Origin of the sequence: Paraburkholderia sp. BL9I2N2 (genome assembly GCF_004339745.1) — a bacterium.
Lineage (GTDB): Bacteria > Pseudomonadota > Gammaproteobacteria > Burkholderiales > Burkholderiaceae > Paraburkholderia.
On sequence record NZ_SMGP01000001.1, the window covers coordinates 2591679 to 2616013 of the forward strand.

Annotated in this window: 24 protein-coding genes and 1 riboswitch; of the genes, 11 read left to right on the top strand and 13 right to left on the bottom strand. The window is 62.7% G+C overall.

Annotated elements, in window-relative coordinates; genetic code table 11:
• Nucleotides 1–201 precede the first annotated feature (201 nt).
• Nucleotides 202–2736, top strand: a complete 2535-nt coding sequence (locus B0G74_RS11960) for an FUSC family membrane protein (RefSeq protein WP_132376925.1) — start codon at nucleotides 202–204, stop codon at nucleotides 2734–2736.
• Nucleotides 2737–2869: 133 nt separating this feature from the next.
• Here B0G74_RS11960 and B0G74_RS11965 read toward each other — a convergent pair whose 3' ends face one another.
• The gene (locus tag B0G74_RS11965; protein WP_132374965.1) at nucleotides 2870–3079 is read right to left on the bottom strand and encodes a hypothetical protein; all 210 of its coding nucleotides are present in this window, start codon (nucleotides 3077–3079) and stop codon (nucleotides 2870–2872) included.
• A 203-nt stretch (nucleotides 3080–3282) separates the two neighbouring features.
• A complete protein-coding gene (locus tag B0G74_RS11970; RefSeq protein ID WP_132376926.1) occupies nucleotides 3283–3756 on the bottom strand; it encodes an Lrp/AsnC family transcriptional regulator in 474 nt (157 codons plus the stop codon).
• Between the two features lie 236 nt (nucleotides 3757–3992).
• Here B0G74_RS11970 and B0G74_RS11975 point away from each other — a divergent pair, with 236 nt between their 5' ends.
• Nucleotides 3993–4562: a cysteine dioxygenase family protein gene (locus B0G74_RS11975; protein ID WP_132376927.1), complete on the top strand. Its 570-nt coding sequence runs from the start codon at nucleotides 3993–3995 to the stop codon at nucleotides 4560–4562.
• Between the two features lie 103 nt (nucleotides 4563–4665).
• Here B0G74_RS11975 and B0G74_RS11980 read toward each other — a convergent pair whose 3' ends face one another.
• From B0G74_RS11980 to B0G74_RS12000, 5 genes are all read right to left on the bottom strand, one after another.
• Nucleotides 4666–7290 carry a mechanosensitive ion channel domain-containing protein gene (locus B0G74_RS11980; protein ID WP_132374966.1) on the bottom strand — a complete coding sequence of 875 codons (2625 nt, stop codon included), beginning with the start codon at nucleotides 7288–7290 and terminating at the stop codon, nucleotides 4666–4668.
• A gap of 178 nt (nucleotides 7291–7468) precedes the next feature.
• Nucleotides 7469–8116, bottom strand: coding sequence for an NAD(P)-dependent oxidoreductase (locus tag B0G74_RS11985; protein WP_132374967.1), 648 nt, complete (start codon nucleotides 8114–8116; stop codon nucleotides 7469–7471).
• Nucleotides 8117–8260: 144 nt separating this feature from the next.
• Nucleotides 8261–8716: an Rrf2 family transcriptional regulator gene (locus B0G74_RS11990; protein WP_132374968.1), complete on the bottom strand. Its 456-nt coding sequence runs from the start codon at nucleotides 8714–8716 to the stop codon at nucleotides 8261–8263.
• Nucleotides 8717–8803: 87 nt separating this feature from the next.
• Entirely contained in the window at nucleotides 8804–9277 is a 474-nt protein-coding gene (locus B0G74_RS11995; RefSeq protein WP_132374969.1) for a hypothetical protein, read from the bottom strand.
• The gene (locus B0G74_RS12000) at nucleotides 9274–9765 is read right to left on the bottom strand and encodes a GNAT family N-acetyltransferase (protein ID WP_132374970.1); all 492 of its coding nucleotides are present in this window, start codon (nucleotides 9763–9765) and stop codon (nucleotides 9274–9276) included. The genes B0G74_RS11995 and B0G74_RS12000 overlap by 4 nt, the downstream gene beginning before the upstream one ends.
• Before the next feature lie 120 nt (nucleotides 9766–9885).
• On the opposite strand from B0G74_RS12000, the gene B0G74_RS12005 reads away from it, so the two are divergent.
• A complete protein-coding gene (locus tag B0G74_RS12005; protein WP_132374971.1) occupies nucleotides 9886–10467 on the top strand; it encodes a DJ-1/PfpI family protein in 582 nt (193 codons plus the stop codon).
• A gap of 126 nt (nucleotides 10468–10593) precedes the next feature.
• A complete protein-coding gene (locus B0G74_RS12010; protein ID WP_132374972.1) occupies nucleotides 10594–10917 on the top strand; it encodes a hypothetical protein in 324 nt (107 codons plus the stop codon).
• A gap of 3 nt (nucleotides 10918–10920) precedes the next feature.
• On the opposite strand, the gene B0G74_RS12015 is transcribed toward B0G74_RS12010, so the two are convergent.
• Entirely contained in the window at nucleotides 10921–12669 is a 1749-nt protein-coding gene (locus tag B0G74_RS12015; protein ID WP_132374973.1) for a sensor histidine kinase, read from the bottom strand.
• A gap of 401 nt (nucleotides 12670–13070) precedes the next feature.
• On the opposite strand from B0G74_RS12015, the gene B0G74_RS12020 reads away from it, so the two are divergent.
• Nucleotides 13071–14258: an ammonium transporter gene (locus B0G74_RS12020; RefSeq protein WP_132374974.1), complete on the top strand. Its 1188-nt coding sequence runs from the start codon at nucleotides 13071–13073 to the stop codon at nucleotides 14256–14258.
• A 147-nt stretch (nucleotides 14259–14405) separates the two neighbouring features.
• A riboswitch (Fluoride riboswitch) is annotated at nucleotides 14406–14467 on the top strand.
• Nucleotides 14468–14545: 78 nt separating this feature from the next.
• Entirely contained in the window at nucleotides 14546–14926 is a 381-nt protein-coding gene (gene crcB / locus B0G74_RS12025) for a fluoride efflux transporter CrcB (RefSeq protein ID WP_132374975.1), read from the top strand.
• Nucleotides 14927–15115: 189 nt separating this feature from the next.
• On the opposite strand, the gene B0G74_RS12030 is transcribed toward crcB, so the two are convergent.
• Together B0G74_RS12030 and B0G74_RS12035 are read right to left on the bottom strand one after the other, a co-directional pair.
• Nucleotides 15116–15538 (bottom strand): tautomerase family protein, encoded by a 423-nt coding sequence (locus B0G74_RS12030; protein ID WP_132374976.1) that lies wholly within the window; start codon nucleotides 15536–15538, stop codon nucleotides 15116–15118.
• Nucleotides 15539–15553: 15 nt separating this feature from the next.
• Nucleotides 15554–16678, bottom strand: coding sequence for an aminotransferase class I/II-fold pyridoxal phosphate-dependent enzyme (locus B0G74_RS12035; RefSeq protein WP_132374977.1), 1125 nt, complete (start codon nucleotides 16676–16678; stop codon nucleotides 15554–15556).
• Between the two features lie 300 nt (nucleotides 16679–16978).
• Here B0G74_RS12035 and gcvA point away from each other — a divergent pair, with 300 nt between their 5' ends.
• Complete coding sequence (gcvA, locus tag B0G74_RS12040; protein WP_132374978.1) at nucleotides 16979–17863, top strand: transcriptional regulator GcvA; 885 nt, start codon at nucleotides 16979–16981, stop codon at nucleotides 17861–17863.
• A 163-nt stretch (nucleotides 17864–18026) separates the two neighbouring features.
• Here gcvA and B0G74_RS12045 read toward each other — a convergent pair whose 3' ends face one another.
• Entirely contained in the window at nucleotides 18027–18752 is a 726-nt protein-coding gene (locus B0G74_RS12045) for a haloacid dehalogenase type II (protein WP_132374979.1), read from the bottom strand.
• 197 nt (nucleotides 18753–18949) lie between these two features.
• On the opposite strand from B0G74_RS12045, the gene B0G74_RS12050 reads away from it, so the two are divergent.
• From B0G74_RS12050 to B0G74_RS12060, 3 genes are all read left to right on the top strand, one after another.
• On the top strand, nucleotides 18950–19213 hold the full coding sequence (locus tag B0G74_RS12050; protein ID WP_132374980.1) for a PepSY domain-containing protein: 264 nt from the start codon (nucleotides 18950–18952) through the stop codon (nucleotides 19211–19213).
• Between the two features lie 15 nt (nucleotides 19214–19228).
• The gene (locus B0G74_RS12055) at nucleotides 19229–19750 is read left to right on the top strand and encodes a cytochrome b/b6 domain-containing protein (protein WP_132374981.1); all 522 of its coding nucleotides are present in this window, start codon (nucleotides 19229–19231) and stop codon (nucleotides 19748–19750) included.
• Nucleotides 19751–20175: 425 nt separating this feature from the next.
• Nucleotides 20176–21528 (top strand): dicarboxylate/amino acid:cation symporter, encoded by a 1353-nt coding sequence (locus tag B0G74_RS12060; protein WP_132374982.1) that lies wholly within the window; start codon nucleotides 20176–20178, stop codon nucleotides 21526–21528.
• 44 nt (nucleotides 21529–21572) lie between these two features.
• On the opposite strand, the gene B0G74_RS12065 is transcribed toward B0G74_RS12060, so the two are convergent.
• Together B0G74_RS12065 and B0G74_RS12070 are read right to left on the bottom strand one after the other, a co-directional pair.
• The gene (locus tag B0G74_RS12065; RefSeq protein ID WP_132374983.1) at nucleotides 21573–22403 is read right to left on the bottom strand and encodes an MFS transporter; all 831 of its coding nucleotides are present in this window, start codon (nucleotides 22401–22403) and stop codon (nucleotides 21573–21575) included.
• Entirely contained in the window at nucleotides 22403–23254 is an 852-nt protein-coding gene (locus tag B0G74_RS12070; RefSeq protein WP_132374984.1) for a class I SAM-dependent methyltransferase, read from the bottom strand. The genes B0G74_RS12065 and B0G74_RS12070 overlap by 1 nt, the downstream gene beginning before the upstream one ends.
• Nucleotides 23255–23385: 131 nt before the next feature.
• On the opposite strand from B0G74_RS12070, the gene B0G74_RS12075 reads away from it, so the two are divergent.
• The gene (locus B0G74_RS12075) at nucleotides 23386–24321 is read left to right on the top strand and encodes a LysR family transcriptional regulator (RefSeq protein WP_132374985.1); all 936 of its coding nucleotides are present in this window, start codon (nucleotides 23386–23388) and stop codon (nucleotides 24319–24321) included.
• Nucleotides 24322–24335 lie beyond the last annotated feature (14 nt).

A 24335-nucleotide genomic window follows, 5' to 3' on the forward strand; every position in this document is an offset into this window, starting at 1 on the left:
ATCCCGGGGCTTGCGGGCGGCGCGGGCGGAACGCCCAGGCCGCGACTGACATTGAAGCGACAGCATAACAAACGCATCCCCAGGGCAGAACCTGGCCGAACGGACGAGGTCAGATCAGCCATAAAATCAGTTAGACTCGACGGCAGTTTGGGTCTGCCCCTTCAACCGCGGTTTTCTCAGTGAATGGAATCCAGGCAGTCGATGCGCTATTCGGTTGAAATAAAAAAATTCCTCTACAGCCAGTACTTTTATGGCGGCCTGCGCATCGCAGTCGGCGTGTCGTTACCGGCGGTACTGTGTCTGATCGTGTTTCACGATCGCGAACTCGGCTTCACCATCGCGACCGGCGCGCTCGGCGCCTGTGTCGTCGACATGCCGGGCCCGCTCAAGTACAAGCACAACGAAATGCTGGCGTGCACGGTGATCGGCTTCCTGTCCGCGCTCGCCACCGGGCTCGCCACGGTGAACGCGGTGGCGTTGTGGTGCACGGTCGTGCCGCTCACCTTCCTGCTGTCCTTGATCGTCGTGTACGGCAACCGCTGGCCGCAGATCAGCTTTGCCACGCTGTTCATGATGATCATGACGCTGGAAGAGCGCTTCACGCCGATGCAGGCGCTCGTCAATGCGTCGTGGATTCTGGTTGGCGGCCTCTGGTACACCTACTGGTCGACCTTTGTGAGCCGCTGGATGATGCATCGCATCGAGCAGCAGGCGCTGGCCGAAAGCGTGTTCGCGTGCGCCGACTATCTGCTGGCGCGCGCCGAGTTCTATGACCTCGATAACGATCTTGACGAGTGTTATCGCAATCTGGTCGACAAGCAGATCACCGCGGTGGATCGCCAGGACGCCGCGCGCGATATCGTGCTGCGCAATCTGCCCAAGTTCAAGAGCGGCAAGCTCGAACCGCGCCGCGCCATGCTGTTCAATCTGTTCATCAATACGGTCGATCTGCACGAACTGTTCGTCGGCGCGCATACGGATTACCCATTGGTGCGCAATACGTTCGGCGGCTCCGATCTGCTGGTGTTCTACCGTGATCTGATCCGCAAGGCGGCAGCCGATCTCGAGGAGATCGGGCTTGCGGTGCTGCAAAACCATGCGCCGCGTGGGCGCGTGAACGTCAAGGCGGAATTGCGCGCCATCGAATTCGAAATCGACCTGATGCGCAAGCAGGATCTGCCGGCAAAAAACCACGAGGCTTATTCGGCCATCTCATCGACTTTCCGGCGCGTCTGGAGCGCCACGCGTCTGATCGACAAGATGCGCAAGAGTCTCTCGAGCGAACCCAGCACGACCGAGACCGAATTGCGCCTCGACCAGGCGCTCACACGATTCGTGTCGAGCCGGCGCGTACCGTTCGGGCAGATCTTCTCGAACCTGACGATGGCCTCGCCGAGCTTCCGCCATGCGTTGCGCGTGACGATCGCCGTCGCCGTGGGCTTCTGGCTCGGGCGCCTGCTGCCGCTCACCAACGCCTACTGGATCGTGATGACCACCGTCATCATTCTGAAGCCGGGCTATTCGCTGACCAAACAGCGTAACGGGCAGCGGATCGTCGGCACTCTGATCGGCTGCGCGGCGAGCATCGCGCTGATGATTTTCGTCAAGGAACCGCACATCCTGCTGGTCGTGATGTTCGCGTCGATGGTGATGAGCTACAGCCTGCTGCTGTTCAATTACACGGCGAGCGTGGTGTTCACCTCGTCGTATGTGCTGCTCATGTTTCATCTGCTGGCGCCGGGGAGCATGCGCATCATCGGCGAACGCGCGATCGACACCGTGGTGGGTTGCGCGATCGCGATCGCGGCGAGCCACCTGTTCCCGTACTGGGAATATCGTTTGATGGGCAAGCTCGTCAACAACATGATCAACGCGACGCGCCAGTATCTGGAAGCAAGCTGGTGGTGGAGCGGCAAGCCGGCCGCCGCCGTGGTCGCCACCGTGACCGAAGCCGGCGCGCGTGCCCCGGCGGCGGCGATGGCCGATCCGGCGATTGACTTTGGCAAGCCGGTGCTGGCGACGGTTAATGGAGGTGCAAGCGGAGGTGCAAGCGGAGGTGCAAGCGGTGGCACAAGCAGCGTTGCGAGCGGCAGCGCAAACGCCGCGACCTCCGTGGCTACCGATGCAACAACCAAACCCATTGCCGACGCCGGCGCCAGTGCGGGCACGACCACGGTCAGCAACCCGACCGCGAAGCCGGCCGCCGGCGCCTCCGCTGCAGCTGCAGCGGCGGCGACCGCGCTCGATCGCGATTATCGCTACCGGCTCGCCCGCAAGAATGTTCACGTCGCGTTCGCCAATCTGGGCCAGGCCTTTCAGCGCATGATGCTCGAACCGAAGTCCGCGCAGAAGTTCGTACCGGAACTGAACGGCCTGCTGGTGCGCAGCCATGTGCTCGCCTCGCAGATCACCGCGGCCGCGCCGCTCTTGCGCACCTCGGCGCAACAGCAGGTCGAAGGCGTCTCGCTACAGCCGCTGCAACGTGCGCTGAGTGTCGTGCGCGACAATCTTACCGAAGCTGAAACCGGCACCGCGCCGGCCGCCGATCAGAACGAGCAGATCAAACTGCTGGGCCGCGAACTCGATGCGATGGTGGTCGAAACGGAGAAGTCGCCGGGCTATTCGGCGGATGCCGTGCATGACATGAAGTTGCTCGCGCATCAATGCAAGCAGATGCTGTCGGCGGCAGCGCAGATTCGCAAGGATGCGAGCGTGATTCGCCTGCCGGACGAGTGAAACCGCGTGGGCCGACATTGCGCCTCGTGCGGTCGGCGTGTCTTTGGCTTTTTGGATGGATTGGCCGTCTGCATGACGGCGAGCGTCTCGCCGGCACATTGAGCGCGACGCTCCAACCGATGTACGCGCTGTCTTACTGAGCCACGCCGCTTGCCGGCTTCGCGGCGGTGGCCGCTGCCGCCGCTTCGGACGAAATCGACGGCGCCGGTGCGTTCTGGCTCTCGAAATCGTGCTTTTCCTTGATGGCGTTATAGAAGAGTGTGGCGATCACCAGCAATACCGCGACCACGATGAAGACGGCAATGCCTAAGGTCGGGTTCTTCTTGCGCGGCGGTTTGTTCATGAGGCGGGCTCGGTTCGCGAGGCAGTCGCGGATGGTGTCTGGGAAGGCGGCATTCTACGCCCACTGAGCTTGCACACGGCTTGCAGTGGGCATGCTCGGCGGCATGGGCGCGCGAGCTTGCTGGAAGCTTCAACGGCTGACCAGGCGTGCCGTACGGTTCGCTGTCTGACGAACGGCAAACGTTGCACCCGCCGCCTTTCCCCCTATCTCACCACGGCGGGCCTGACCGGCAGCGCCGTCGAATACTTGATCTGCTCCATCGCAAAACTCGAACTCACGTCGTAGAGCGGCACGGCGGCGATCAGCAGCTTGTAGACGCGGTCGTAGTCGTCGATATCGGACACCACCACGCGCAGCAGGTAATCGGTTTCGCCGCTCATCCGGTACACCTCCACCACTTCCGGAATCTCCTGCACGGCGTGCGTAAAGGTTCGCGCCCACTCCTCCGTGTGCTGGTTGGTGCGTACCGCGACGAACACCGTCGTGCCCACGCCGAGTTTGCGCGCGTCGCAAAGCGCGACCTGCGCGCGGATCACGCCCGCCTCTTTCAGACGCTGCAGCCGCTTCCAGCAAGGCGTTTGCGACAGATTCACGCGTTGCGCCAGTTCGGCGATCGGCATGGTCGCGTCCTCCTGCAGCAACTCCAGCAGCTTCCGGTCGATGATATCCATTCCCATCATGACACCCCCATAGGAAATTATTCTACTTTTCAGATTCCAGGGGGAATTATATGGAAACTCTTTCTCCGGGCAAACCGGTATAAATATCGCTATCCGAAAATAACCGATAAGCAGCCTGCCGCTGCCCAACGATCATGAGTCAAGACCTCCGCTCTGCGTCCCTCGAAGGCCTCCCAGCCCAACGCGTGCAACCTGTTAAAACGGCTCAGGCGGGTTCGCGTGAGCCGGTGGACATGCTGTTGCGCGCCGGGCGCAACGCGCCGCTCACGCGTCTGTGCGGTGCCCTAGATGCGATCTTCGACGCCTGCGCCCATTCTCCCGAACCGTCCGATTCGCCATTTTTCGCCCGCAACATGCGTATCGCGCTCGCCGACGCCGCGGCAAACCCCGATTTGCTCACGGCGACGCAACGCGAGGGCTCGCTCGAGAAGTACCGGCGCCATCTGCTGGCTGCCGATCCGCACGGCCGTTATGCGATCGCGGCGCTGGTGTGGCTGCCGCAACAGGCGAGCCCCGTGCACGCGCATCACACGTGGTGCGGTTACGCGGTGGTGGATGGCGCGCTGAGCGAGACGGTATTCGAATGGAACGGCGCGCAGCATTGCGCGAGCGCCACGCGTACGCAAGCGCGCAACGCCGGCGCGGTGTCGTTCGTGCGAGGCGGCCGCGGCGGGATTCATCAGTTGGGTAATCGCAGCGATGCGCCAGCCGTCTCGCTGCATATTTACGGCGTCGCGGGCGCGCAGATCGCGACGCACGTCAACGACATCGTGCGCGCGGCGGATGTGCCGGCGCTGACCTGAAACGACGCGGCGCGGCTGCCCCGCACTCCACACCTGACGATCCAGTGACGCGCGAGGCCGACGCCTCGCGCCCTCCCGCAAGAGCCACGCACCGCGTGCGCCATCAAGTCTTCCCGCTCACCTCGCCTGCCGTCGGAATCTGCGGCGGAATCGGCGCGGTTTGCCCGGTCGGCGGCGGCGCCGGCCGCGGTTCATGCGACACATCGCGCGCCACGGCGAGCGGTGCATGCACGGCCCGCGCCGCCGACGCCGCTCCGGTCTGCGCATGCTCATGCGGGTGCGGAGCGAATCCTGACACCTCGTCGTCCTGCAAAGGCTGCCCTTCGCTGTCCTTCGACGACGTGTACACACGCATCTGCGGCACCGGAATCTCGATGCCGGCTTCGTCCATCTTGCGCTTCAGACGCAGATTGAAGGCGCGCGCCACACTCCACTGCTGCAACGGCCGCGTCTTGATCTGCCCTTTCACGACCATCCAGTTCGGATCGAAACGGTCCAGCCCCCACACCTCGATCGGTCCGAGCATCTCACGGCGGTAACGGAAGTCGGCCATCAGATCGGCGCCGACCTCGCGAATCAGTTGCGTGATCTGATCGACGTCGGTGGAGAACGACATGCGCACTTCGAACACCGCATAGGCGAAGTCGCGCGACAGGTTCTTGACGATCTTGATCTGCGAAAACGGAATCGCGTGAATCGCGCCCTGGCCGTCGCGCAACCGCACCGTACGGATCGACAGATGCTCGACCGTGCCCGCATGGCCGCCGTCCACGTCGATCCAGTCGCCCACCGAAATCGTATCCTCGATGATGATGAACAGCCCCGTGATCAGGTCGGTCACGAGCGACTGCGCGCCGAAGCCGATTGCGAGGCCGATCACGCCGGCGCCCGCCAGCAGCGGCGTGACATTGATGCCGAGATTCGCCGCCGTGACGATGCCGGCGATCGTCATGATCGAGACCAGCAGCACGTTGCGCACCAGCGGCAGCATCGTGCGGGCGCGCATGCTCGGCGCGCGCGCCTTGTTGCGCGGCCCGGCCGGATTGAGTGCCTCGGTGATCGCCGTGTCGACCAGAATCCACAGCAGCCAGGCAATGAATACGGTGGCGACGATCGCCGTCACCGCGTGCGCGATACCGCGCGCCGCGACGTTTTCCTCGATCACCGCGGCGAGTGACACACCCCACAAACGCGCCGCGAGTTCGAAGAAAAACAGCCAGATGAAGAGCGTCACCAGCGTGCCGAAAAAGCGCAGCAAGCGCGTGAGATACGGCGAGCGGCGACGCGCGCGCGCACTGCGCGGACGCGTCAGGCGCAACACGATAGCCGACAGGAAGAACGCCAGCACCAGCAGAGCCGCGGTCACCACCGAAATCTGCAGCACGTTTTCGCTCGAACCCGAACCGCCGAGCGTGGCGACCACCGACGCGGTAGCGAGCACCAGCACGGGCACGTGCCACAACGCGGCGAGCACTTCGAAGGCGTCGGTCGCGGCCTTGTGATTGGTGCGCTGTTCGTAAGGCCGGTTGCGAATCAGATGCGCGACCGGCCGGCGAAACGCGAGCGCGAAATAGCCGGTGAGAACGGCGGCCGTCATGTTGGCCGCCGTCGAAATCAACGCGGCGAGGTTCGAGCCGAGCTGATGCGCGACATCGTAGTTGACGGCGGCGTCGCCGAGCGCACCACACACGCCGACCACGAACAGCACGCGCCGCGCATGGTCGATCAGCAGACGCACCGCGATCCGCCGATGCCCCGAGCCGAACAGCGAAAACATGATCAGACAGATCGCCGAAAACACCGCCCCCGCGACGATCGCATACGCGACCACCATGCCGAGCGTGCGACCAAGCGCATCGGGCATGGCGCGCACGAACAATAGCGCGGCCAGGAAGGCGATGATCCAGGGGCCGACACGGCGCAGCGCGAAGATCAACAGTTCGCGCGTGGTGGGATTCGGCTGGAGTCCCATGACGATGCCGAAGCGCCGGTACAGCCGGTGCTGCACATAGATCAGCGCGCCGGCGCATGCGCCCCAGCCGGCCAGCATCGCGAACATGGAAAACAGAATGCGGCCGAAGCTCTCGTGCCCCTGCCCCGAGATGATCGTGTAGAGCTCATTGCCGGCCGCGTTGAAGCGGCCGCCCCAATAGCGGACCGGCGTGCGGCCCTGATGCACGTCGGATTCGAACGACGCGATGCCGGACGCGATCGCGCCGAGCAAGCCCGGGCTCGGCTGTGCGGGCACGGGCGGCGCGACCGTTTGCGAGACGTCGCGCAATTTTTTGAGCTGGGCGACGAGCGCGGTGCGCTGGCGGTCGTTGTCGAGCGTGGAGATCACGCTGTCGAGCGAGCGCGCCAGTTCCGCCTGACTCGCCGGCGACGGCGCGGACGCCGCCTCCGCCGCCGAAGCGCCCGAGGCCGAAGACGCGGGCGTCGCCGTCACCGTCGCACTGTTGATCAGGCTCTGCAAGGCCGGAATGACGGGCGTGCCGGTGGCAGCGCCGGCGGCAAGCGCCTTCGCAGGCAGCCAGCCGACACACAGGATCAGCGCGACAAAGACCGCGGCCGCCCATGCACCGAGCCGCGCGCCGAGTTGCGGACGCGCGCCGCGACGGGCGTCGCCTGCGGCACGGTCGGAAGAAAAATGAAAGACGGCGTGGGTCGCCGGCTGCCCGCCGTTGGACGGCGCAGCCTCGGACTCACGCCGCAACGGGCATGACTGCATGGCAATCCGTAAGAAAACGGGAGACGCCAGTGTATCCGCAGTTTTATCGGGAGCGACCGAACTTGCGTAACCGAATGTTAGGACGCTTGCGCGCGCTCAAACGTTGTGAGGACCGCGCGTGGGTCCTGGCGTCGCGCTTGTAACGCCCGCGCGCGGCCGGTTCAGCCTCGTTTCACGCTCAATAGGCGACGGTCGCGATCTGACGGATGAAATGGCCCTGCTCCAGTTCATCAACGAAGGCAATCGCGTAATCTTCGGCGGAAATGCGGCTATTGCCCTCGGCGTCGGCCAGCAGCGTGTTCGCGCCCGTGCGGAATTTGCCCGTGCGCTCGCCCGGCGCGATGATCGCGGCCGGCGCGAAGCAAGTCCAATCGAGGTCGGTCACGCCGCGGTAATAGTCGAATACCTTCCGATGCGCGAGCGCGATCGGCTTGTAGGCGTCCGGAAAGCCTTCCGTATCGACCAGTTGCTTGCCCGGCGCCACTTCGAGCGAACCCGCGCCGCCCACCACGACGAGGCGCTTCAGGCCCGCCGCGCGCACGCCTTCGACGAGCGCACGAGTCGCCTTGTCGAGCGCCGCGAGATCGTCTGGCGGCGGCGCATAGGCGCTCGCCACCACGTCGTGGCCGCGCACTGCGGCGCCGACGCTCGCGGCGTCGAGCAGATCGGCTTGCGCCGCTTTCAGGTTCGCCACATCGGTCGGCACGCGCGCCGGATTGCGCGCCAGCGCTGTCACCTGATGCCCGCGGCGGGTGGCTTCGGCGGCAATCCGCGAACCAATCATGCCGGTGGCGCCGAACAACGCGATCTTCAACTGTTTGCTCATTTTCAATGCTCCTGTCGTTGGCATATATGTAACTACATCGATTACATATAACGCGGAAAAAAGAGGGGCTTGAGCCCCCGTTCGTTGCGAGGCGCGTGCTTCGATCGACCACCACGCGCCCTTCCGTACTGCTATTTTGCTACGTCACCCGTGCGAGCGCTTCTTGCGTTCGCGCTGCTTCTCGGCACGCACCACGTCAGCTGTGGCGTCGGCCAGCGTGCGCGCACCGAGCGCGGCCTCCATGGCCTGCTGCGCTTCGTCGATGATGCCGCGCAGTACGCCCTGGATGTTGCGCCCGACCATGCACGCCGGATTCGGCTCCTCGCGATGCAACGCGAATAACTGCGCGTCGTCTACCGCACGGTACACCTCGAGCAACGTGATCTCGTCAGGCGCGCGAGCCAGCAGCGCGCCGCCGCCCGCGCCGAGCTGCGAGGTAGTGAGCCCCGCCTCCGCCAGCATGCTCAGAAGACGCCGGATCAACGCGGGATTCGTATTCACGCTGCCCGCGATCATGTCCGACGAGAGCGGCGCGCCCTCCTGCAACGACAGCAGCGCGAGCACATGCACCGCGAATGCAAACCGGCTACTCGTGTTCACAGCAAACCCGCCCGGCGACGACAATGTGTAACCATAGTAATTACATTTAATCCGACTGTCAAACGACGACGCACTCCGGCCGGCATATCACTTATCCATCTGCTTCTGCGCATCGCTCGACTCGCCCGATGACGACGAAGCCGCAGCATTCGTCGACGATGCCGAACTCTGCGCCGACCATTCCTGGAGCTTGCGCCCCGCCGACTCGAGGCTTTGCCCGGTCAGCGACGCGGCCTTGCCGAGTTGCGCATTGGTGGCGCTCGCCGCGCTCTGCAGATTGGCCTGCGCGGTCGAAGCCAGTGCGTTGGGGTCGATATTGATCGTGGGCGCCGAGGCGGAATCGAGGTTCTGCTGCGCGGCGGACTTGGTCGCGTCGACCTGCTGGCCGACGTAGCTGGCGGCCTGATCGAGCTTCTGACCGGCGACCTGGGCTGCGTCGTTGAGCTTGCCGGCAACCTGCCCGGCGGACGCGTCATTCTTCTGACAGGCTGCGAGCCCGCCGAACACGATTGCCACGAACGCGGCACGGCGCAGCAAAGATGAACGTATCGATGAAATCATGATTGAGTATGAGCCGCGTCGAGCGGCTTCCGCATGCGAAAACGCGCCAATGATACGCCGTTGCGCTGCAAGCGCTCCTCAATGAGCATCTCGAAGCCCGCTCGCTCGAAGCTGCGGCGCGCGCTGAGGCTTACGTCGGCGCTGAGTTGCATGGCACCGGACGCGCGCGCCGCGGCTTCGAGACGCATCAGCAAGCCTGCCGCGAGGCCTTGCCGCGCATGAGCCGGCGCCACATACAGCATCTCGACATGGTCGGCTGGATAAAGCTGTGCGAACGCAGCCGGCCTGCCTTCGCGCCAGGCCACCAGCGTCACGCCGCGTGCGAGCCTCGCGGCAAAAGCCGGCACGTCGGCGGCGGCCGACTCCCATGCGTCGCGCGCCGCCGCGTCGTAGTCAGGCGCGGCAAGCGCGTAGATCGCAGCGCGAAACAGCACGGCGAGCGCTGCTGCATCTTCGGCGCGAAACGCGCGCCATTCGAATGTGTCCATTGCGTGAGCCGTCGCGGTTCTGTCAAACGTAGTGGAGTAGACTGCCTGAGCTTATGAACGTCAATGACGTGAGCGTCAAAGAGCATTCGCTGTGTTCCGTTGATCAATTGGAGGCATACGATGGCGGCAAAGAAGATTCTGTTTCTGACCGGCGACTTCGCCGAGGATTACGAAACGATGGTGCCGTTTCAGGCGCTGCAGGCAGTCGGCCACGTGGTCGACGCGGTCTGTCCGAACAAGAAGGCCGGCGACCGGATCAAGACCGCGATTCACGATTTCGAAGGCGATCAGACCTACACTGAAAAGCCCGGTCATCAATTCACGCTCAACGCCACCTTCGACGACGCCGACCCGCGCCAATACGACGCGCTCGCGATCGCCGGTGGCCGCGCCCCGGAGTATCTGCGGCTCAATCACAAGGTAATCGAGCTCGTGCGGCAATTCGCCGAAGCGGGCAAGCCGATCGCGGCTATTTGTCACGCCGCGCAACTGCTGGCCGCCGCCGACGTGATCCGCGGCAAGCGCATTTCCGCCTACCCGGCCTGCGCGCCCGAAGTGAAGCTGGCAGGCGGTGAATACGCCGACATTCCCGTCGACGCCGCGATCACCGACGCCAATTTCGTCACCGCGCCGGCGTGGCCCGCGCATCCCGAGTGGCTGCGCCAATTCCTCGTGCTGCTCGGCACGCGCATCGAACTCTGATCCGTCTGGCTGATCCATCGGCGAGCGCCTTCGCGCTCGCCGACGCTCCCCTTATTTGAGACTAGTCCGATAGTACGTAGCGGAAGGCTTTCCTATAGTCGCCGGCTGACTTGGGAGAGTTTTTCAATGCAACTGACCGACTGGATCGTCATTCTCGCCGTCGTGTTGATGGCAATTGCCTTTTTCTGCGGACGCACGCCGGCCAGCTGGTCGCGCGAAAACCGCGCGCGTCGTCTGGCAGGCACGCGCATGCTGGCACAAGCCGCGTGTTCGGTATGGGCCGCGCTGCTGATCGCCGCGCGCGGCCTCTTTGCGCTGGACGGCCTGCTCGGTCTGCGCCCGGCGCCGCTGGAAGCCCTGACGGGCGTCGCGATCCTGATAGCCTTCGGCTGCTACTGGTCGATTCGCGGCAGCAGAATGCTCAAACCACGCCGTCTCTTTACGGCGTAACGGCTACGGCGCAGTGATGCCGGGCTGGGCATCCGCGGCATGCGCGGCGGCGCCGCCACTGCCACTCTTTCGATCGCGATCTTCCAGGCCCGGGCGGGCATCCCGAATGGCTTGAACACTCGCCACCTCCAGTGGCGCTTGCGTGCCGACAGCCTGTTGCGCGATCCGCGCTTCGGCTTCAGGCAGCGACAGGTAGAACGTCGTGCCCACGCCTTCTCTCGACTCCGCCCACACACGTCCGCCATGCCGCTCCACTACGCGGCGCACGAGCGCGAGGCCGATGCCCTCGCCCGCCGCCACATTGCCGTGCAAGCGCTGGAATGCATTGAATAGCCGCGGCAAGGCGACCGCCGGAATACCCAGACCGTTGTCCCTCACGTAGAAAATCCGCAGCGAGTGCACGCCCGGCGGCGCCGGCGTCGTACCGATCTCGATCCTGCCTTCCCGAGACGGGTCCAGATAATTCACCGCGTTGCCGATCAGGTTCGCGAACACCTGTTCCAGCGCGGTGGGGTCGCCCCACACCGCGGGCAATTCATCCACGCTGACATGAGCACGGCGCGCGCGGATCGAGCCTTGCATCGCATCGACTACGCGCGGCACGATATCGCGCACCTCGACCTTCTGCTGTCGATACTCCACGCGGCCCACGCGCGACAGCCGCAACAGCGCGTCGATGATGTGCGAAGCGCGCAGCACCGCCGTCTGCAGATAGTGCAGCGCTTCGCCGATGTCCTCGTCGACCACCCGTTCGATGCGCTGCCGCGTCTCGGCCGCGAGCGACGACTCGCGCACCGCGGCGCGCAGTTCGTCGCACGAGCGAATCAGTTCCTTCGAGAAGCCTTGCAGGTTCACCAGCGGCGCACGCAGATCGTGCGACACGCTGTAAATGAACATTTCGTTTTCCTGGGTCTGCTGACGCAAGGTCTCGTTGATCCGCGCCAGTTCGCCGGTACGGCGCGCAAGGTCGGCCCGGAAGCGCGCCTGGATGCGCTCGGCTTCGAGCAGGCGCCGGCTGGTCTCGTGCAAGGTCAGATCGAGGCGCGCGATTTCGTCGCGTCCGGGGCCGATTGGCGCCAGCGGCTCATTGCCCGCGAGGCGCCCGGCGTTGTCGGCGAGGACCGCGAGCCGCCCGCGCACGCCGCGCGTGAACAACCAGACCGCCAGCGCCACGAACAGCAGGGAGCCGAACACGGCCGCGACCACGAGGGTCTGCTGCCGTTCGCGGGCGGCGTCGGCGGCATTCGAACGCAGTGTGTCGAGACGCCGCTCTTCCGCCTGGAACGCCGCGAGTTGCTGACGAAACCGGTCGAGCACGTCGGACGGCGCGAGGTCGCGGAAGCGCGCGAGCACGTCGCGCCGCCGGCCCGAATGCAGCATGTCCTGAATTCGATCCGACCATTGCCGGTAAGCCTGCACCGCCTGGCGCACCTGAACCACGCGTTCGACTTGGGCCGGATTGTCGGCGACCAGTTCGGCCAGTTGATCAATGCGCCGGTCGACGTCCATCCAAACGGTCACCGGCGTGGAGAAACGGGCGTCGTTAGCGAGCACCGCGCCGCGCAGCGCCACCGACTCGCCCAGCACCGGGTCGAGGATCGCGGTGGTCTGGCGCAGCACCTCTTCGCTGTGGATAGCCCAGCGCTCCGCCTGTGTCGCATCTGCTTGCGCCTTGACCAGTCCGGACAATAGCGCCAACTCGAAGAGGGCCGGAATCGCGATCAGCAACAGCCCTTTAGTGGTCAGTCTCATGCGTGCGCATTGGAGGTCGGTGGCCCGGCAGATCATGCGCGGGGACGGGACATTATGTCGGCGATTGTGCAGGAAAACAAAGAGGGCACGCCATCGGCCAGGCATGCGCCGCCAACGTGCACAACGGGCGCACGTAAAACGTCAGGCTTTTGAATTAAACGTAAATCAAATCGAATAATTCGCCCCGCTTTGGGTCGCGCAGTTCGCGACGAAAAATTCATGCACATTATTTGTGCGTTCTCGTGCGGTTTCAGGTGCAGACGGGTTAACGGCTCGTTGCTCAAAATACACGCCAAATTCCATCCCGGTGCCGGCTTGCACCGTATAGACGCGTTTCGGCACAAGTTTGGCCCACTTCTTGCATTCACTGCCCGCTTTTTTGGCACAAGCAGGACACATCGATGGAAAGTCTGAAAACCGGCACCGATACCCTCTTCCTTCTGCTCGGCGCCGCGATGGTGCTGGCCATGCATGCAGGGTTCGCGTTTCTCGAACTCGGCACGGTACGCAAAAAGAATCAGGTCAATGCGCTGGTCAAGATTCTGGTGGACTTCTCGGTCTCGACGATCGCGTATTTCTTTATCGGCTACACGATTGCGTACGGCGTGCAGTTCTTCGGCAGCGCCGAGTCGCTGGCAGCTCATAACGGGTACGCGCTGGTGCGATTCTTCTTCCTGCTGACGTTCGCCGCCGCGATTCCGGCGATCGTGTCCGGCGGTATCGCCGAGCGCTCGAAGTTCAACCCGCAACTCTTCGCGACGTTCGTGCTGGTCGGCTTCATCTATCCGTTCTTCGAAGGGATCGCGTGGAACGACCGCTTCGGCATCCAGGACCTGCTCGCCCACGTGTTCGGCGTGCCCTTCCACGACTTTGCCGGCTCGGTCGTCGTGCATGCGTTCGGCGGTTGGGTCGCGTTGCCGGCCGTGCTGCTGCTGGGCGCGCGCCATGGCCGTTATCACCGCGACGGCGGCATTGCCGCGCATCCGCCGTCGAATATTCCGTTCCTCGCGCTGGGCGCCTGGGTGCTGGCGGTCGGCTGGTTCGGCTTTAACGTGATGAGCGCGCAGACCATCGACAAGATCAGCGGCCTCGTCGCCGTCAATTCGCTGATGGCGATGGTCGGTGGCACGCTGAGCGCGTGGCTCGCAGGCCGCAACGACCCCGGCTTCACGTACAACGGGCCGCTTGCCGGACTGGTGGCGGTTTGCGCCGGCTCCGACGTGATGCATCCGCTCGGCGCGCTGGTGACGGGCGGCATCGCCGGGGTGCTGTTCGTTCATATGTTCACCTGCGTGCAGAACCGCTGGCGCATCGACGACGTACTGGGCGTATGGCCGCTGCACGGTTTGTGCGGCGCGTGGGGTGGTATCGCGGCAGGCATCTTCGGCCTGCGCGCGCTCGGCGGCCTGGGCGGCGTTTCGTTCGGCGCGCAACTGGTGGGCACGCTGGGCGGAATCGTCGTGGCGACGCTCGGCGGCACACTCGTGTACGGTGCGATCCGGCTGACGGTCGGGCTGAGGCTCGATCAGGAAGACGAGTACAACGGCGCCGATCTGTCGATTCACAAGATTTCGGCGACGTCGGAGTGAGGTTCGACGGGGAGCGCCGGCGGCGCGCGAGATCCGCCGCACGAATCTCGCCGGCGCCGAACTTGTGGCATCGCTTCGGTCAGCACGTGCCAGCGCCCCGTCCGTGACCGCGCCGACCTGTCCCCACATGCACTGCCGATGTTAGACTTCTGCGCTGGAGATGGCATTCTCCTTTAACCGCCCTCGTGGCTGATGATGCCTGCTTCGTCCGGATGAACGCGGAGGCGGCATCGCGCTCCTCGCTCTGTCCGGTTTGTCGACACGCCGGTTTTGCCAGGCCTCCTCTCATGTATTGGTCCATTCTCGCTGTCGGCATCGGCGGCGCGCTCGGTTCGTTGTTCCGCTGGTTTCTGGGCATCCGCCTGAACGGCATCTTCAGCGGCTTGCCGCTCGGCACATTCGCCGCCAACGTCATTGCCGGCTACGTCATCGGCGTCGCGGTCGCCGGTTTCGCGCGGGCGCCGCAGATCGCGCCCGAATGGCGGCTCTTCGTCATCACCGGCCTGATGGGTGGACTGTCGACTTTCTCGACTTTTTCAGCGGAAGTGGTGCAGCGCCTGCAGGACGGCCGGCTCGGCTGGGCGGCGGGCGAGATCGTGATTCACGTGGCCGCCTCGCTTCTGATGACCATTCTCGGCATCGCGACGGTGTCGCTGCTGTCGCGCTGAAATCGCGGCGAGCGGCGGCGCTAGAGGCGCACGCGCGCCTCGCTACGCGTCGCGAAGCTCAGGCATGCCACCTTGGCCGCGCGAGACGACGCGGTTCCTGCCGGCGCGTTTCGCCGCTTACAGCGCGCGCTCCGCGCCTTCTAGCGCCGTATTGATGTCGTCGATCAACTCGACGCAGCACACAGTCCACTACTGTGCGTTACCGGCCCTCGGCACAATACGCGGCAACAGTTCCGGCGGTACTCCTCGATACAGCGATGAATTCTCCCGTGCCGTTTCCTGGAGAACGACCATGACGTCGGCCGCGTTCAAGCCAACGCGAGTGCCGAGGTTGTGCTGAATTTGTTCGATCATGTCGTGCTTCATCGAGTCAGGACGACCCGTGCTAATCCAGATTTGAACCAGCACGAAGTCGCGAGTCCGGGGTGTCGCGGAGAAGTTCGGGAAAACGGGATCAACAATGAAGTCGTCGTCTTCGTACTCGTGGATTTTCTGAAAGCGATCATTGCTGGGATAGCCAGCGAAAGAAAGCGCGTCCTGAATACAGTCGGCAATAAGCCGCTTTTCCGCTGGAGTACGACCTTTGTATAAAGATATGGTCTGAATGGGCATCGAATTCCTCTACGGCTAGATGAGGCGCAGATCGCGGCCGACGCGCTCGAAAACGCTCAGCGCAAAGTCAATATCGTCGTCCGTGTGTGCCGCGGATGTCTGCGCGCGCAGGCGAGCCGTACCCTCGGGCACGACGGGAAACGCCAAAGCCGGAACGTAGACGCCCCCTTGCTCAAGCAACTGCGAGAACACCTGTGTCATTTCGGCGTCTCCGATCAGCACCGGAGTGATCGGGCTTTCGCTGTTCACCGTCTTGAATCCGAGTTGCGCTACGCCGCTGCGAAATTTCTCGGCAACGTAGCGCATACGTTCCAGCGACTCCAGATCCGAGCGTGCCAGCGAAACAGCGACCGCCGCCGCTTCTGCCGCTGCCGGACTTATCGAACTGCTGAAAAGCGCCAAGCGCGCTTTCCCTTTGAGTTCCGCGATGCGCTCATTGCTCGCGCAGATATAGCCTCCCCCGACGGCGCCAAACGCCTTCGAGAGCGTCCCTGTGACATAGTCAATTTTGTCCATGCAGTCATGGAGTTCGGCACTGCCTCGGCCCGTGTTGCCCACCACTCCCGCCGCGTGACTCTCATCGAGGGCGAACATGGTGTTGGAACGGGTCGTCGCTTCAAGAAACTCAGGTAGCGGCGCGGTGTATCCCTCCATGCTAAAAACACCATCGGTAATAAAGAGTTTGCGTTGCTGCGGCTCACCTGAAGACGATTGTTCCAATGCCTGCGAAAAACTCGCCACGCTACGGTGTTTCACTCTCACGACTCGCGCCCGACTTAATCGACACCCGTCGATGATGCTCGCGTGGTTCAACTCATCACTGAAAATCAGATCACCCGCGGTTGTAACGGTGTCGAGTAGAGCGAAATTCGCTGCCGTACAGGAATTGAATACCATCGCCGCCTCGGCCTGATGAAATTCGGCCAAAGCCTCTTCGAGTCGCCGATGCGCGTTCGTGGTTGCAAGCGGCGGGTTCATTCCGGTGCCGGCGCCATATTGCCGCAAGCCCTCATGAAACGCGGCCAGCACAACGGGGTGGTTTGCCAAACCCCGGTAGTTGTTGGAGCCGAGCACGATGATCTTCTTACCATCTATCCGAGCACTCCCCGATATGGGACTTTGTATCACTCTCAACGACATGAAAATTTCATCCTCCGGCACTAAACGCTGCGCCTACCTCTTCAGTTAAGCCGCCTGGATTTGCGACGTCCACACCCGATCATGGGCACCCTCATTTGCGCCGATGACCCGCTCCGCAAGTGGTTTCGGCAAACTTCTCTTTTTCATTAGAAAATCTGATCCAACGCCGGCGTAATAGCGCCTACGTCTCACCATGCGTTTGAAGCAGAAATTTTCCCGATTTCGTGGTGAAATTGTACTCGCGGCAGAAACCGTCACGCGTTACCATTTCTGAAGGTTAATGATTAGAAATTCTTATCTATGGAAAAGCGGCTACCGCCATTGAATGGGCTTCGCGCGTTTGAAGCAGCAGCGCGTAATCTGTCACTCAAGCTGGCAGCCGACGAACTGTGTGTGACTCCCGCAGCGGTCAGCCAACTGGTGAAGGGCCTCGAGAGCTATCTTGGAGTCGCGCTGTTCGTCCGTGCCAACCGGGGTATTCGTTTGACCCAAGCGGGCGTCGACTATCTACCGGCAATTCGAAACGCGTTCAAACAGATTGGCGATGCAACTCGCCGCATCGCCAAAATTGCGGAAACGGGGACGCTCACAGTCAGCGTGACCCCGTCGTTCGCCTCCTACTGGCTGATTCCTCGTCTCCAAAGCTTTCACGACAAACATCGCAACATCGACCTTCGGGTGATGACCGGCAAGGAACCCCTCGACTTTGCCCACGACGTGATGGACGTAGCGATCCGTCATGGCACCGCGCAGCACGGGAAGTTCTACCGCGAGCGGCTGTGCGCGGTGGATCTCATTCCGGTCGCCAGTCCGACCTTGATCGCGCAGTTCGGAATGCCCGAAACGGCTTCGGATCTGACGCGCTGGCCCCTCCTACATGAAGTCGAGCGAATGAACTGGCATCTCTGGTTTCAGTCGCAATCCGTGCAAGGTATGAGCCTGCCAAGCGGAACCGCGTTCGATGACTGCGGCATGATGCTAACCGCGATTGTTGCTGGACAAGGGGCTGGTCTCGTCCCCGCAGCGATGGCAGCGCCGGCCCTCGGCGACAACAGGATAGTCAAGGTTTGGGATTTTGATTGGCCCGAGGACTATGCCTATCATCTGGTCTTGCCCGATGGAGACTATGGACCCCTGGTGGCTGCTTTTCGCGAGTGGATAATCGGAGAGATTGCCAACTCATAGAGGATATCTGAGCATCGCTCGCTGCGTAAAACGCGCCACGCCAACTCGAACGTCGAAGCGGCGCCCTGAATCTCTTCGAGTGTGAAATCGCGAGCAATGAAGATCGCCGCCACCGGCGCGGCGTATCAAACCGACATGAACGCCGGTGCATGACGGAGGCCGCTTACTTCTGCAGCAGCGCTTCCTGGTGAGCCTTCACGAGGTCTGCCATGCTGTTGAAGCGGAAGTTCACGGCAGGTTGTTCGCCCGGGTTCATCGTCGCGCCGAAACCGGTCTGCGAATGGCGGCGATAGATCCAGCACGATGCCAGCCCGAACGCGTTCGCGGGCTTGTGGTCGTGAAACAGACTTTCCGCGGTATGGAGAATCGTCTCCTTCCCGATACCGCGGGCGCCCAGCTTGTCCAGCATGTACTCGAAGTTACGCGGCGACGGCTTATAGGAGCCGACGTCCTCCGCTGTGATGATCGCGTCGAATTCGACCCGGAGCTTCGCGTTGCTGTGCGTGAAGCTCTCATTGTCGATGTTCGACAGGATCACCAGCTTGTAGTACTTCTTCAGGTACTGCAGCGCAGCCGCCGAGTCCTCGAATGCCGGCCAGTTACGTATGGACTTGCCGTAGGCGACGCACTCCTCGTGCGTGAAAGGCACCTGCCATTCTTCGGCCAGTCGCTTGTACACGATAGGAAGCAGTTCCTGGTAACGCTTGGCGGGCGTGTAGGCCTGCTGCGACGACTCGTGGCGCGCGTGCGCTTCGAGAACCTGATCCCGCGTCAGCGGCGGACTCACGCGCTCGAGCAGAGGACGCAAGCCTTCGAAGATGCCCGTTTCCCAGTCGATCAGCGTGCCATAGCAGTCGAAAGTCAGCGTATCGAAGTCGGTCAGTTTCATAGTCAATCCTCCTGTTGGTTGGTGAGCTAGACATAGTCTATTGGGCGTGAGCAGCAGCCGTTACTTGTGTTTCCCGCTACCCCCGCGCTTCCTTGATCCACGCTAGTTAGCTCCCATTCGAAGCCTACAATAAGCTTGCGATCCGATCTGGCTGGACGTAAAGTGAGCGCTCGACAAATCAGCAGATGAGGTGATGGATGCTTAAGTTCCTGGCGTTATGTGTCGCATTGGGTGTTTCCGGCACGGCGTTCGCTAAAGCCGATTGCCCGGCCCATCCGAAGAGCGAGTGGATGAAGGAATCGGATGCGCGCGCTCAACTCGAAGCAGAGGGCTATAAGATCAAGAAGTTCAAGGTCGACGGCAACTGCTACGAAATCTACGGCCACAACAAAGAGGGCAAAAAGGTCGAGATCTACTACGACACCAAGACGCTTGCCGTCGTGAAGTCCGAGATCGACTAAGCTCTGGCGCGCGCGATGCCCGTCAAAACCTGGGACATGGGCGTGCGATTCACGCATTGGACCGTTGCGGGCATCGTCGTGTGGAATCTGTTCGGGCCGACTGATCAGACACATCGGGTACTGGGATATATCGCTGCGGGTCTCGTTGCGTGTCGCATCGTGTGGGGGTTTATCGGCACGCCGTACGCGCGATTCTCCGCCTGGTGGCCGACGCCGGCGCATGTGAAAGACTACGTGCGCTCGCTGGGCGCCGGCAAGCCACTGCGTCATCTGTCGCACAATCCGCTAGGCGGCCTGATGGCGATCGCACTCTGGCTGCTGATTCTCGCACTGGCGGCAAGCGGCTGGCTGATGCGCCTCGACGCCTTCTGGGGTGAAGACTGGCCGCATGAGCTTCACACGTATTTGTCAATCGCACTGCAAGTCTGCGTGTGCGTCCATATCTTCGCGGCCGTCGTCATGAGCATCTGGACACGTGACAATCTGATCGGCGCGATGCTGTCCGGCTTCAAACGCGATCCCGCCGACAAGCGCTGACGGCTGCGAGCGCGCTCCGCCGCTAACGACCGCTTGCGGGCCACTACGAACGCCGGATACGGCCATTCACCCCCGGCCCGTTCCGATGGCGCGCTGAATCGCGAATCAGAGGTTCGCAACCTCGCCCCGTATCAAACCCGGCGCAGTCACAGCGTTCGATCACAAAACGGTTTGCTGCGCTGCACGCTCGGGTTTGCCCGGTTGCCGCGGACGGATGCGAAGCATAGGCTTTGTAATACTTTGGTAAGTGTTATTCGCAGGTTGCCGGATAAGCCAGCCGTTTCCGCGATCTGCGCAGGATGCACAGGTGTCACGACCGCGCCGCACAGTTCGGCGCCGGGATACTTCCCCGCCGTCATACGGGTCACGCTGGCGTATCAAACAATGCTCTGATTGACGACTGAAGTGATTGTTTTGGAGCTCAAATGGCTTCGCACAAACCGCTTTACCGATCACTTTATTTTCAGGTAATCGTCGCGATCATCGCCGGCGTTGTGTTGGGAATTTTCGCCCCGCACACTGGCGAGGCGATGAAGCCGCTCGGCGACGCCTTCATCAAACTGATCAAGATGATCATCGCCCCCATCATCTTCTGCACGGTGGTCGTCGGCATCGCCGGCATGGAAGACATGAAGAAGGTGGGCAAGACCGGGGGATTGGCGTTGCTCTACTTCGAGATCGTCAGCGCTCTCGCGCTGGTGGTCGGATTGGTGATCGTCAACCTGGTACAGCCCGGCGCCGGCATGAACGTGGACCCGAAGACGCTGGACGCGAAGGCCGTGGCTACGATCACCAGCGGGCGGAAGATGGAGAGCACGACCGACTTCCTGATGAACATCATCCCCTCGACCGTGGTCGACGCGTTCGCCAAGGGCGAGATACTTCAGGTTCTGTTGTTCGCGCTCATGTTCGGCTTCGCGTTGCACTCGTTCGGCGGTAGAGGCACATTGATATTCGACTTTGTCGAGAAGATCTCCCACGTGTTCTTCCGCATCGTCGGCTTCATCATGAAAGCGGCGCCGATCGGCGCCTTTGGCGCGATGGCCTTTACCATCGGCAAATACGGCATCGGCAGCATGGTCTCGCTTGGAATGCTGATGCTCACGTTCTATGCGACCTGCCTGTTCTTCATCTTCGTCGTGCTAGGACTGATTGCCCGGTTCCATGGCTTCAGCGTGTGGAAATTGATCAAGTACCTCAAGGAAGAACTGTTTATCGTTCTTGGAACCTCCTCGTCGGAAGCAGCGTTGCCTCGTGTCATGGTGAAGCTGGAGAATCTCGGCGCGAAGAAGTCCGTGGTCGGACTAGTCATTCCAACCGGGTACTCTTTCAATCTCGATGGCACGTCGATCTACCTCACCCTGGCTGCCGTCTTCATCGCCCAGGCGACGAATACGCCGCTTGACCTCACGCATCAGATCACTTTGCTGGCCGTCTTGCTGCTGACCTCCAAAGGCGCTGCGGGCGTTACGGGCAGCGGGTTCATCGTGCTGGCGGCAACGCTGTCCGCGGTCGGACATGTACCCGTTGCAGGCCTTGCGCTGATCCTCGGCATCGACCGCTTCATGTCCGAAGCGCGCGCGTTGACGAATTTCATCGGCAATGCTGTGGCTACGTTGGTGGTCGCCAAGTGGACCCATGAACTGGACGAACCCAGAATGCGCCGGGTCCTGGATAAAGAGACTCCGGAAGAGGCGGACGAGCCGGAAAAGGTGTTTGACCGTACGGACGAACGGATGCCCATTGCTACAGCAGGACCGGGCTCGCACAACATCTAGAGAGCCCGGCAAGTTGCCGCACTATCGACCTGACAGGCGGGAGCTCAGCCGACGCGTCGTCGGACCAACTGCCGCAGCGACAGCGCGTGCAGCAGGATCGAAACTGGGACCACGAAAGCAGGGGTCAGCACATCCGGATAAGTGCCGGCGCCGATGCTCGTCACGCTCGGAACGAGCAACTGGAAGGGCCCAGGCGAAGTGATCATCCCCAAGGTAATCGCGACGGCGAAGTCGGCGAGGCCGAAGATGTTCCAGGCGATCGCCGCCTTCCGGCCTTGAGCTGTGCCGCTCGCCACGGCGATTGCCGCCGGCGCGGCGAACAGGCCGGTCAAGACATCGCCGACGCCCGCCGGCAACGCGAACACGCCGGGCAGCGCCCCATGCAGCCAGGCGGCGAGAGCCCAACCGCCAAATACCCGATAAAGCTGAAGAGCGACAAGCCAGGTCGCCGGCATTCCATCGAGCACCTGCCCTACCCGCCTCGACAACAGCAGCAGCGGCGCGCCGATCATAACGGGCAGGAAGATCGCCAACGGCAACAACGGCAACGCCGAGGCGCTCGTGCGAAAGACGCCATTGATCGCCGCGCTCCAGACGACAGCGAACCACAGCGTGTCTGGAATCATGACCGCTAGCCAGGTCGCGCGGCGTTGGCGCGGCGTCAGTTCCGCGTTTTCGAGGCCGAGCCACAAACCGACTGCAATAAGCCCATGGACCATCAACTGATGAGCGGTGATCGCAACGCCGCTGGTTGGGATTATGGGCTTCCAGTAGATCAACGCAATCCACAGCACGGTCAACGGAACCAGCCAAAGCAGGCTGCGCCAGGCGGGACGCGGCAGGACGATGCCGGCGGGAATAGAGGCGGCGGTCATCACTGGTTCTCCAGGTTGATTCGGGTCTTGGTCAATGCAGCCTCGAACACCGCGGTGAGAATGCCGAGTCGGCCTTCCAGGAGATTTCGCGCCAGGTTGGTGGAAAGCTGCGCGAAGTCCGGCCCCATCACCACGCCGAGATTTGGCGAGGGCGGTGGTCCTGACGCACGCAACTGGGTGAACCAGGCCTTTGCGGCCTCGGTGTCGTTTTGCGATGCCAGCGTGCGGAAGCCCGCCTGTTCAATCGCCTCGCGCGTTGCATCGGCTGTCAGGAGAAAGCTTGTTGTCGACGTGCGCGCCCAGGGAACCGGGTAGTACGGTTCGCTGCCGTTTGCGACGACATCGAACGTCGCGAACCGGCCGGATGGCTTCAGCACGCGTCGAATCTCCCGGTAAAGCCGTGCGCGCTCGGCGATGTTCATCGCGACGTGCTGCAACAATACGGCGTCGAAGCGGCTGCCGTCGAAGGGAAGGTCCAGCGCGCTGGCGGCATGGAACGACACCTGTTCGCTCTGCCCTGTGCGTCGGGTGAGATAGCGTGCTGCATCCACGAACGGTTCGCTCAGGTCGATACCCGTCACCCGGCAGCCATAGGTTGCAGCCAGAAAACGGGCCGGCCCGCCAACGCCGGAACCGACGTCCAGCACGGCCATGTCGGCGGTGATCCCGGCGAGTTTGGCAAGTTCGGCGGTGGCCGCAAGCCCACGGGTGTGAAACTGGTCAAGGGCGCCTAGTTGCTGCGGCGTGAGTTGCTGATCCTCCGGCCCAAAAACTGCGAGCGCGATCTTCAACCGGTCGGTCAGGTCGGTCGCGTGATAGTGATCTCGTACGCCATCAAGTGCATCAGTCATTGCAAGGTTCCTCCACGATCTCAGCGGATTGTTCAGGGCTCGCGAGCCGACACCGGCCCGAGTCCTCATCTGCAGGCGTAGGTGTACCATGGCCTCTCGCGAGCAACTATTCCTCACAATGTTGACGGGCTATGAAGCAGAACTTCACAGTCAGACAGGGCGCGCTCGATGGCGTGGAGGTGTTTCTGAGTGTTGCCCAGCATCGCAGTTTTCGCCGGGCGGCCGCTGAACTCGGAGTGACGCCGTCGGCCGTCAGCCAGACGGTGCGTGTACTTGAAGCACGCATTGGCGCCGCCCTCTTCATACGCACCACGCGTAGCGTCGGCCTGACCGAAGCGGGCGAACGATTTCTTTCGCACGCACAGCCCGCCTTCGAGGCGCTTGTCGCCGCTAGTGAAGTTGCGCGCGGACTTGGCGAGCGGCCCGCCGGGTTGTTACGCCTTTCCGTGCCGCGCGCGGTGGTGCCAATCCTGCTGGAACCGCTGATTGCCTCCTTCTGCCACGCTTATCCCGAGGTCGAAGTGGAGATCGCCGCAAGCAAGGAGTTGATCGATCTTGCGGCGGAAGGATTTGACGCCGGTATCCGGCTGGGTCAGTTCGTCGACGCCGACATGATCGCGGTACCGTTGACGCCACCGTTACGCCTGATCGTCGTCGGCAGCCCTGCCTACTTTGCGGCGCGCAGCCGGCCCATGCACACGGACGACCTGCGTCAACACGCATGTTTGCGATGGCGGCGATCCAGCGGCGCGCTCGCGCTATGGTCTTTCAACGGCAACGGCCAGCCGATCGAGATCGCCGTATCCGGCCCGCTCATCGCCCACGATTTTCCCACCTTGCTCGGCGCGGCAGTCGAAGGCGTAGGCCTTGCGCAACTCCCTGAGCCGATGGCGGCTGAAGGGTTGAGAACGGGGAAACTGGTGCACGTGCTGGAACCGTTCGCGCCGATGATACCCGGCGTGTTTCTCTACTATCCAAGCCGCCGGCAGATCATGCCGAAGCTGCGCGCCTTCATCGATCATGTGAAGAGCCACCCAGCCGGCGATAGCGAAGGCTCGGGTACATGATGACTATTGGCGTG

Excerpts from the sequence above, each read along its gene's own strand:
- B0G74_RS11960 (WP_132376925.1), top strand. The coding sequence starts at position 202 with ATGCGCTATTCGGTTGAAATAAAAAAATTCCTCTACAGCCAGTACTTT.
- B0G74_RS11965 (WP_132374965.1), bottom strand. The coding sequence starts at position 3,079 with ATGAACAAACCGCCGCGCAAGAAGAACCCGACCTTAGGCATTGCCGTC.
- B0G74_RS11970 (WP_132376926.1), bottom strand. The coding sequence starts at position 3,756 with ATGGGAATGGATATCATCGACCGGAAGCTGCTGGAGTTGCTGCAGGAG.
- B0G74_RS11975 (WP_132376927.1), top strand. The coding sequence starts at position 3,993 with ATGCTGTTGCGCGCCGGGCGCAACGCGCCGCTCACGCGTCTGTGCGGT.
- B0G74_RS11980 (WP_132374966.1), bottom strand. The coding sequence starts at position 7,290 with ATGCAGTCATGCCCGTTGCGGCGTGAGTCCGAGGCTGCGCCGTCCAAC.
- B0G74_RS11985 (WP_132374967.1), bottom strand. The coding sequence starts at position 8,116 with ATGAGCAAACAGTTGAAGATCGCGTTGTTCGGCGCCACCGGCATGATT.
- B0G74_RS11995 (WP_132374969.1), bottom strand. The coding sequence starts at position 9,277 with ATGATTTCATCGATACGTTCATCTTTGCTGCGCCGTGCCGCGTTCGTG.
- B0G74_RS12000 (WP_132374970.1), bottom strand. The coding sequence starts at position 9,765 with ATGGACACATTCGAATGGCGCGCGTTTCGCGCCGAAGATGCAGCAGCG.
- B0G74_RS12005 (WP_132374971.1), top strand. The coding sequence starts at position 9,886 with ATGGCGGCAAAGAAGATTCTGTTTCTGACCGGCGACTTCGCCGAGGAT.
- B0G74_RS12010 (WP_132374972.1), top strand. The coding sequence starts at position 10,594 with ATGCAACTGACCGACTGGATCGTCATTCTCGCCGTCGTGTTGATGGCA.
- B0G74_RS12015 (WP_132374973.1), bottom strand. The coding sequence starts at position 12,669 with ATGAGACTGACCACTAAAGGGCTGTTGCTGATCGCGATTCCGGCCCTC.
- B0G74_RS12020 (WP_132374974.1), top strand. The coding sequence starts at position 13,071 with ATGGAAAGTCTGAAAACCGGCACCGATACCCTCTTCCTTCTGCTCGGC.
- crcB (WP_132374975.1), top strand. The coding sequence starts at position 14,546 with ATGTATTGGTCCATTCTCGCTGTCGGCATCGGCGGCGCGCTCGGTTCG.
- B0G74_RS12030 (WP_132374976.1), bottom strand. The coding sequence starts at position 15,538 with ATGCCCATTCAGACCATATCTTTATACAAAGGTCGTACTCCAGCGGAA.
- B0G74_RS12035 (WP_132374977.1), bottom strand. The coding sequence starts at position 16,678 with ATGTCGTTGAGAGTGATACAAAGTCCCATATCGGGGAGTGCTCGGATA.
- gcvA (WP_132374978.1), top strand. The coding sequence starts at position 16,979 with ATGGAAAAGCGGCTACCGCCATTGAATGGGCTTCGCGCGTTTGAAGCA.
- B0G74_RS12045 (WP_132374979.1), bottom strand. The coding sequence starts at position 18,752 with ATGAAACTGACCGACTTCGATACGCTGACTTTCGACTGCTATGGCACG.
- B0G74_RS12050 (WP_132374980.1), top strand. The coding sequence starts at position 18,950 with ATGCTTAAGTTCCTGGCGTTATGTGTCGCATTGGGTGTTTCCGGCACG.
- B0G74_RS12055 (WP_132374981.1), top strand. The coding sequence starts at position 19,229 with ATGCCCGTCAAAACCTGGGACATGGGCGTGCGATTCACGCATTGGACC.
- B0G74_RS12060 (WP_132374982.1), top strand. The coding sequence starts at position 20,176 with ATGGCTTCGCACAAACCGCTTTACCGATCACTTTATTTTCAGGTAATC.
- B0G74_RS12065 (WP_132374983.1), bottom strand. The coding sequence starts at position 22,403 with ATGACCGCCGCCTCTATTCCCGCCGGCATCGTCCTGCCGCGTCCCGCC.
- B0G74_RS12070 (WP_132374984.1), bottom strand. The coding sequence starts at position 23,254 with ATGACTGATGCACTTGATGGCGTACGAGATCACTATCACGCGACCGAC.
- B0G74_RS12075 (WP_132374985.1), top strand. The coding sequence starts at position 23,386 with ATGAAGCAGAACTTCACAGTCAGACAGGGCGCGCTCGATGGCGTGGAG.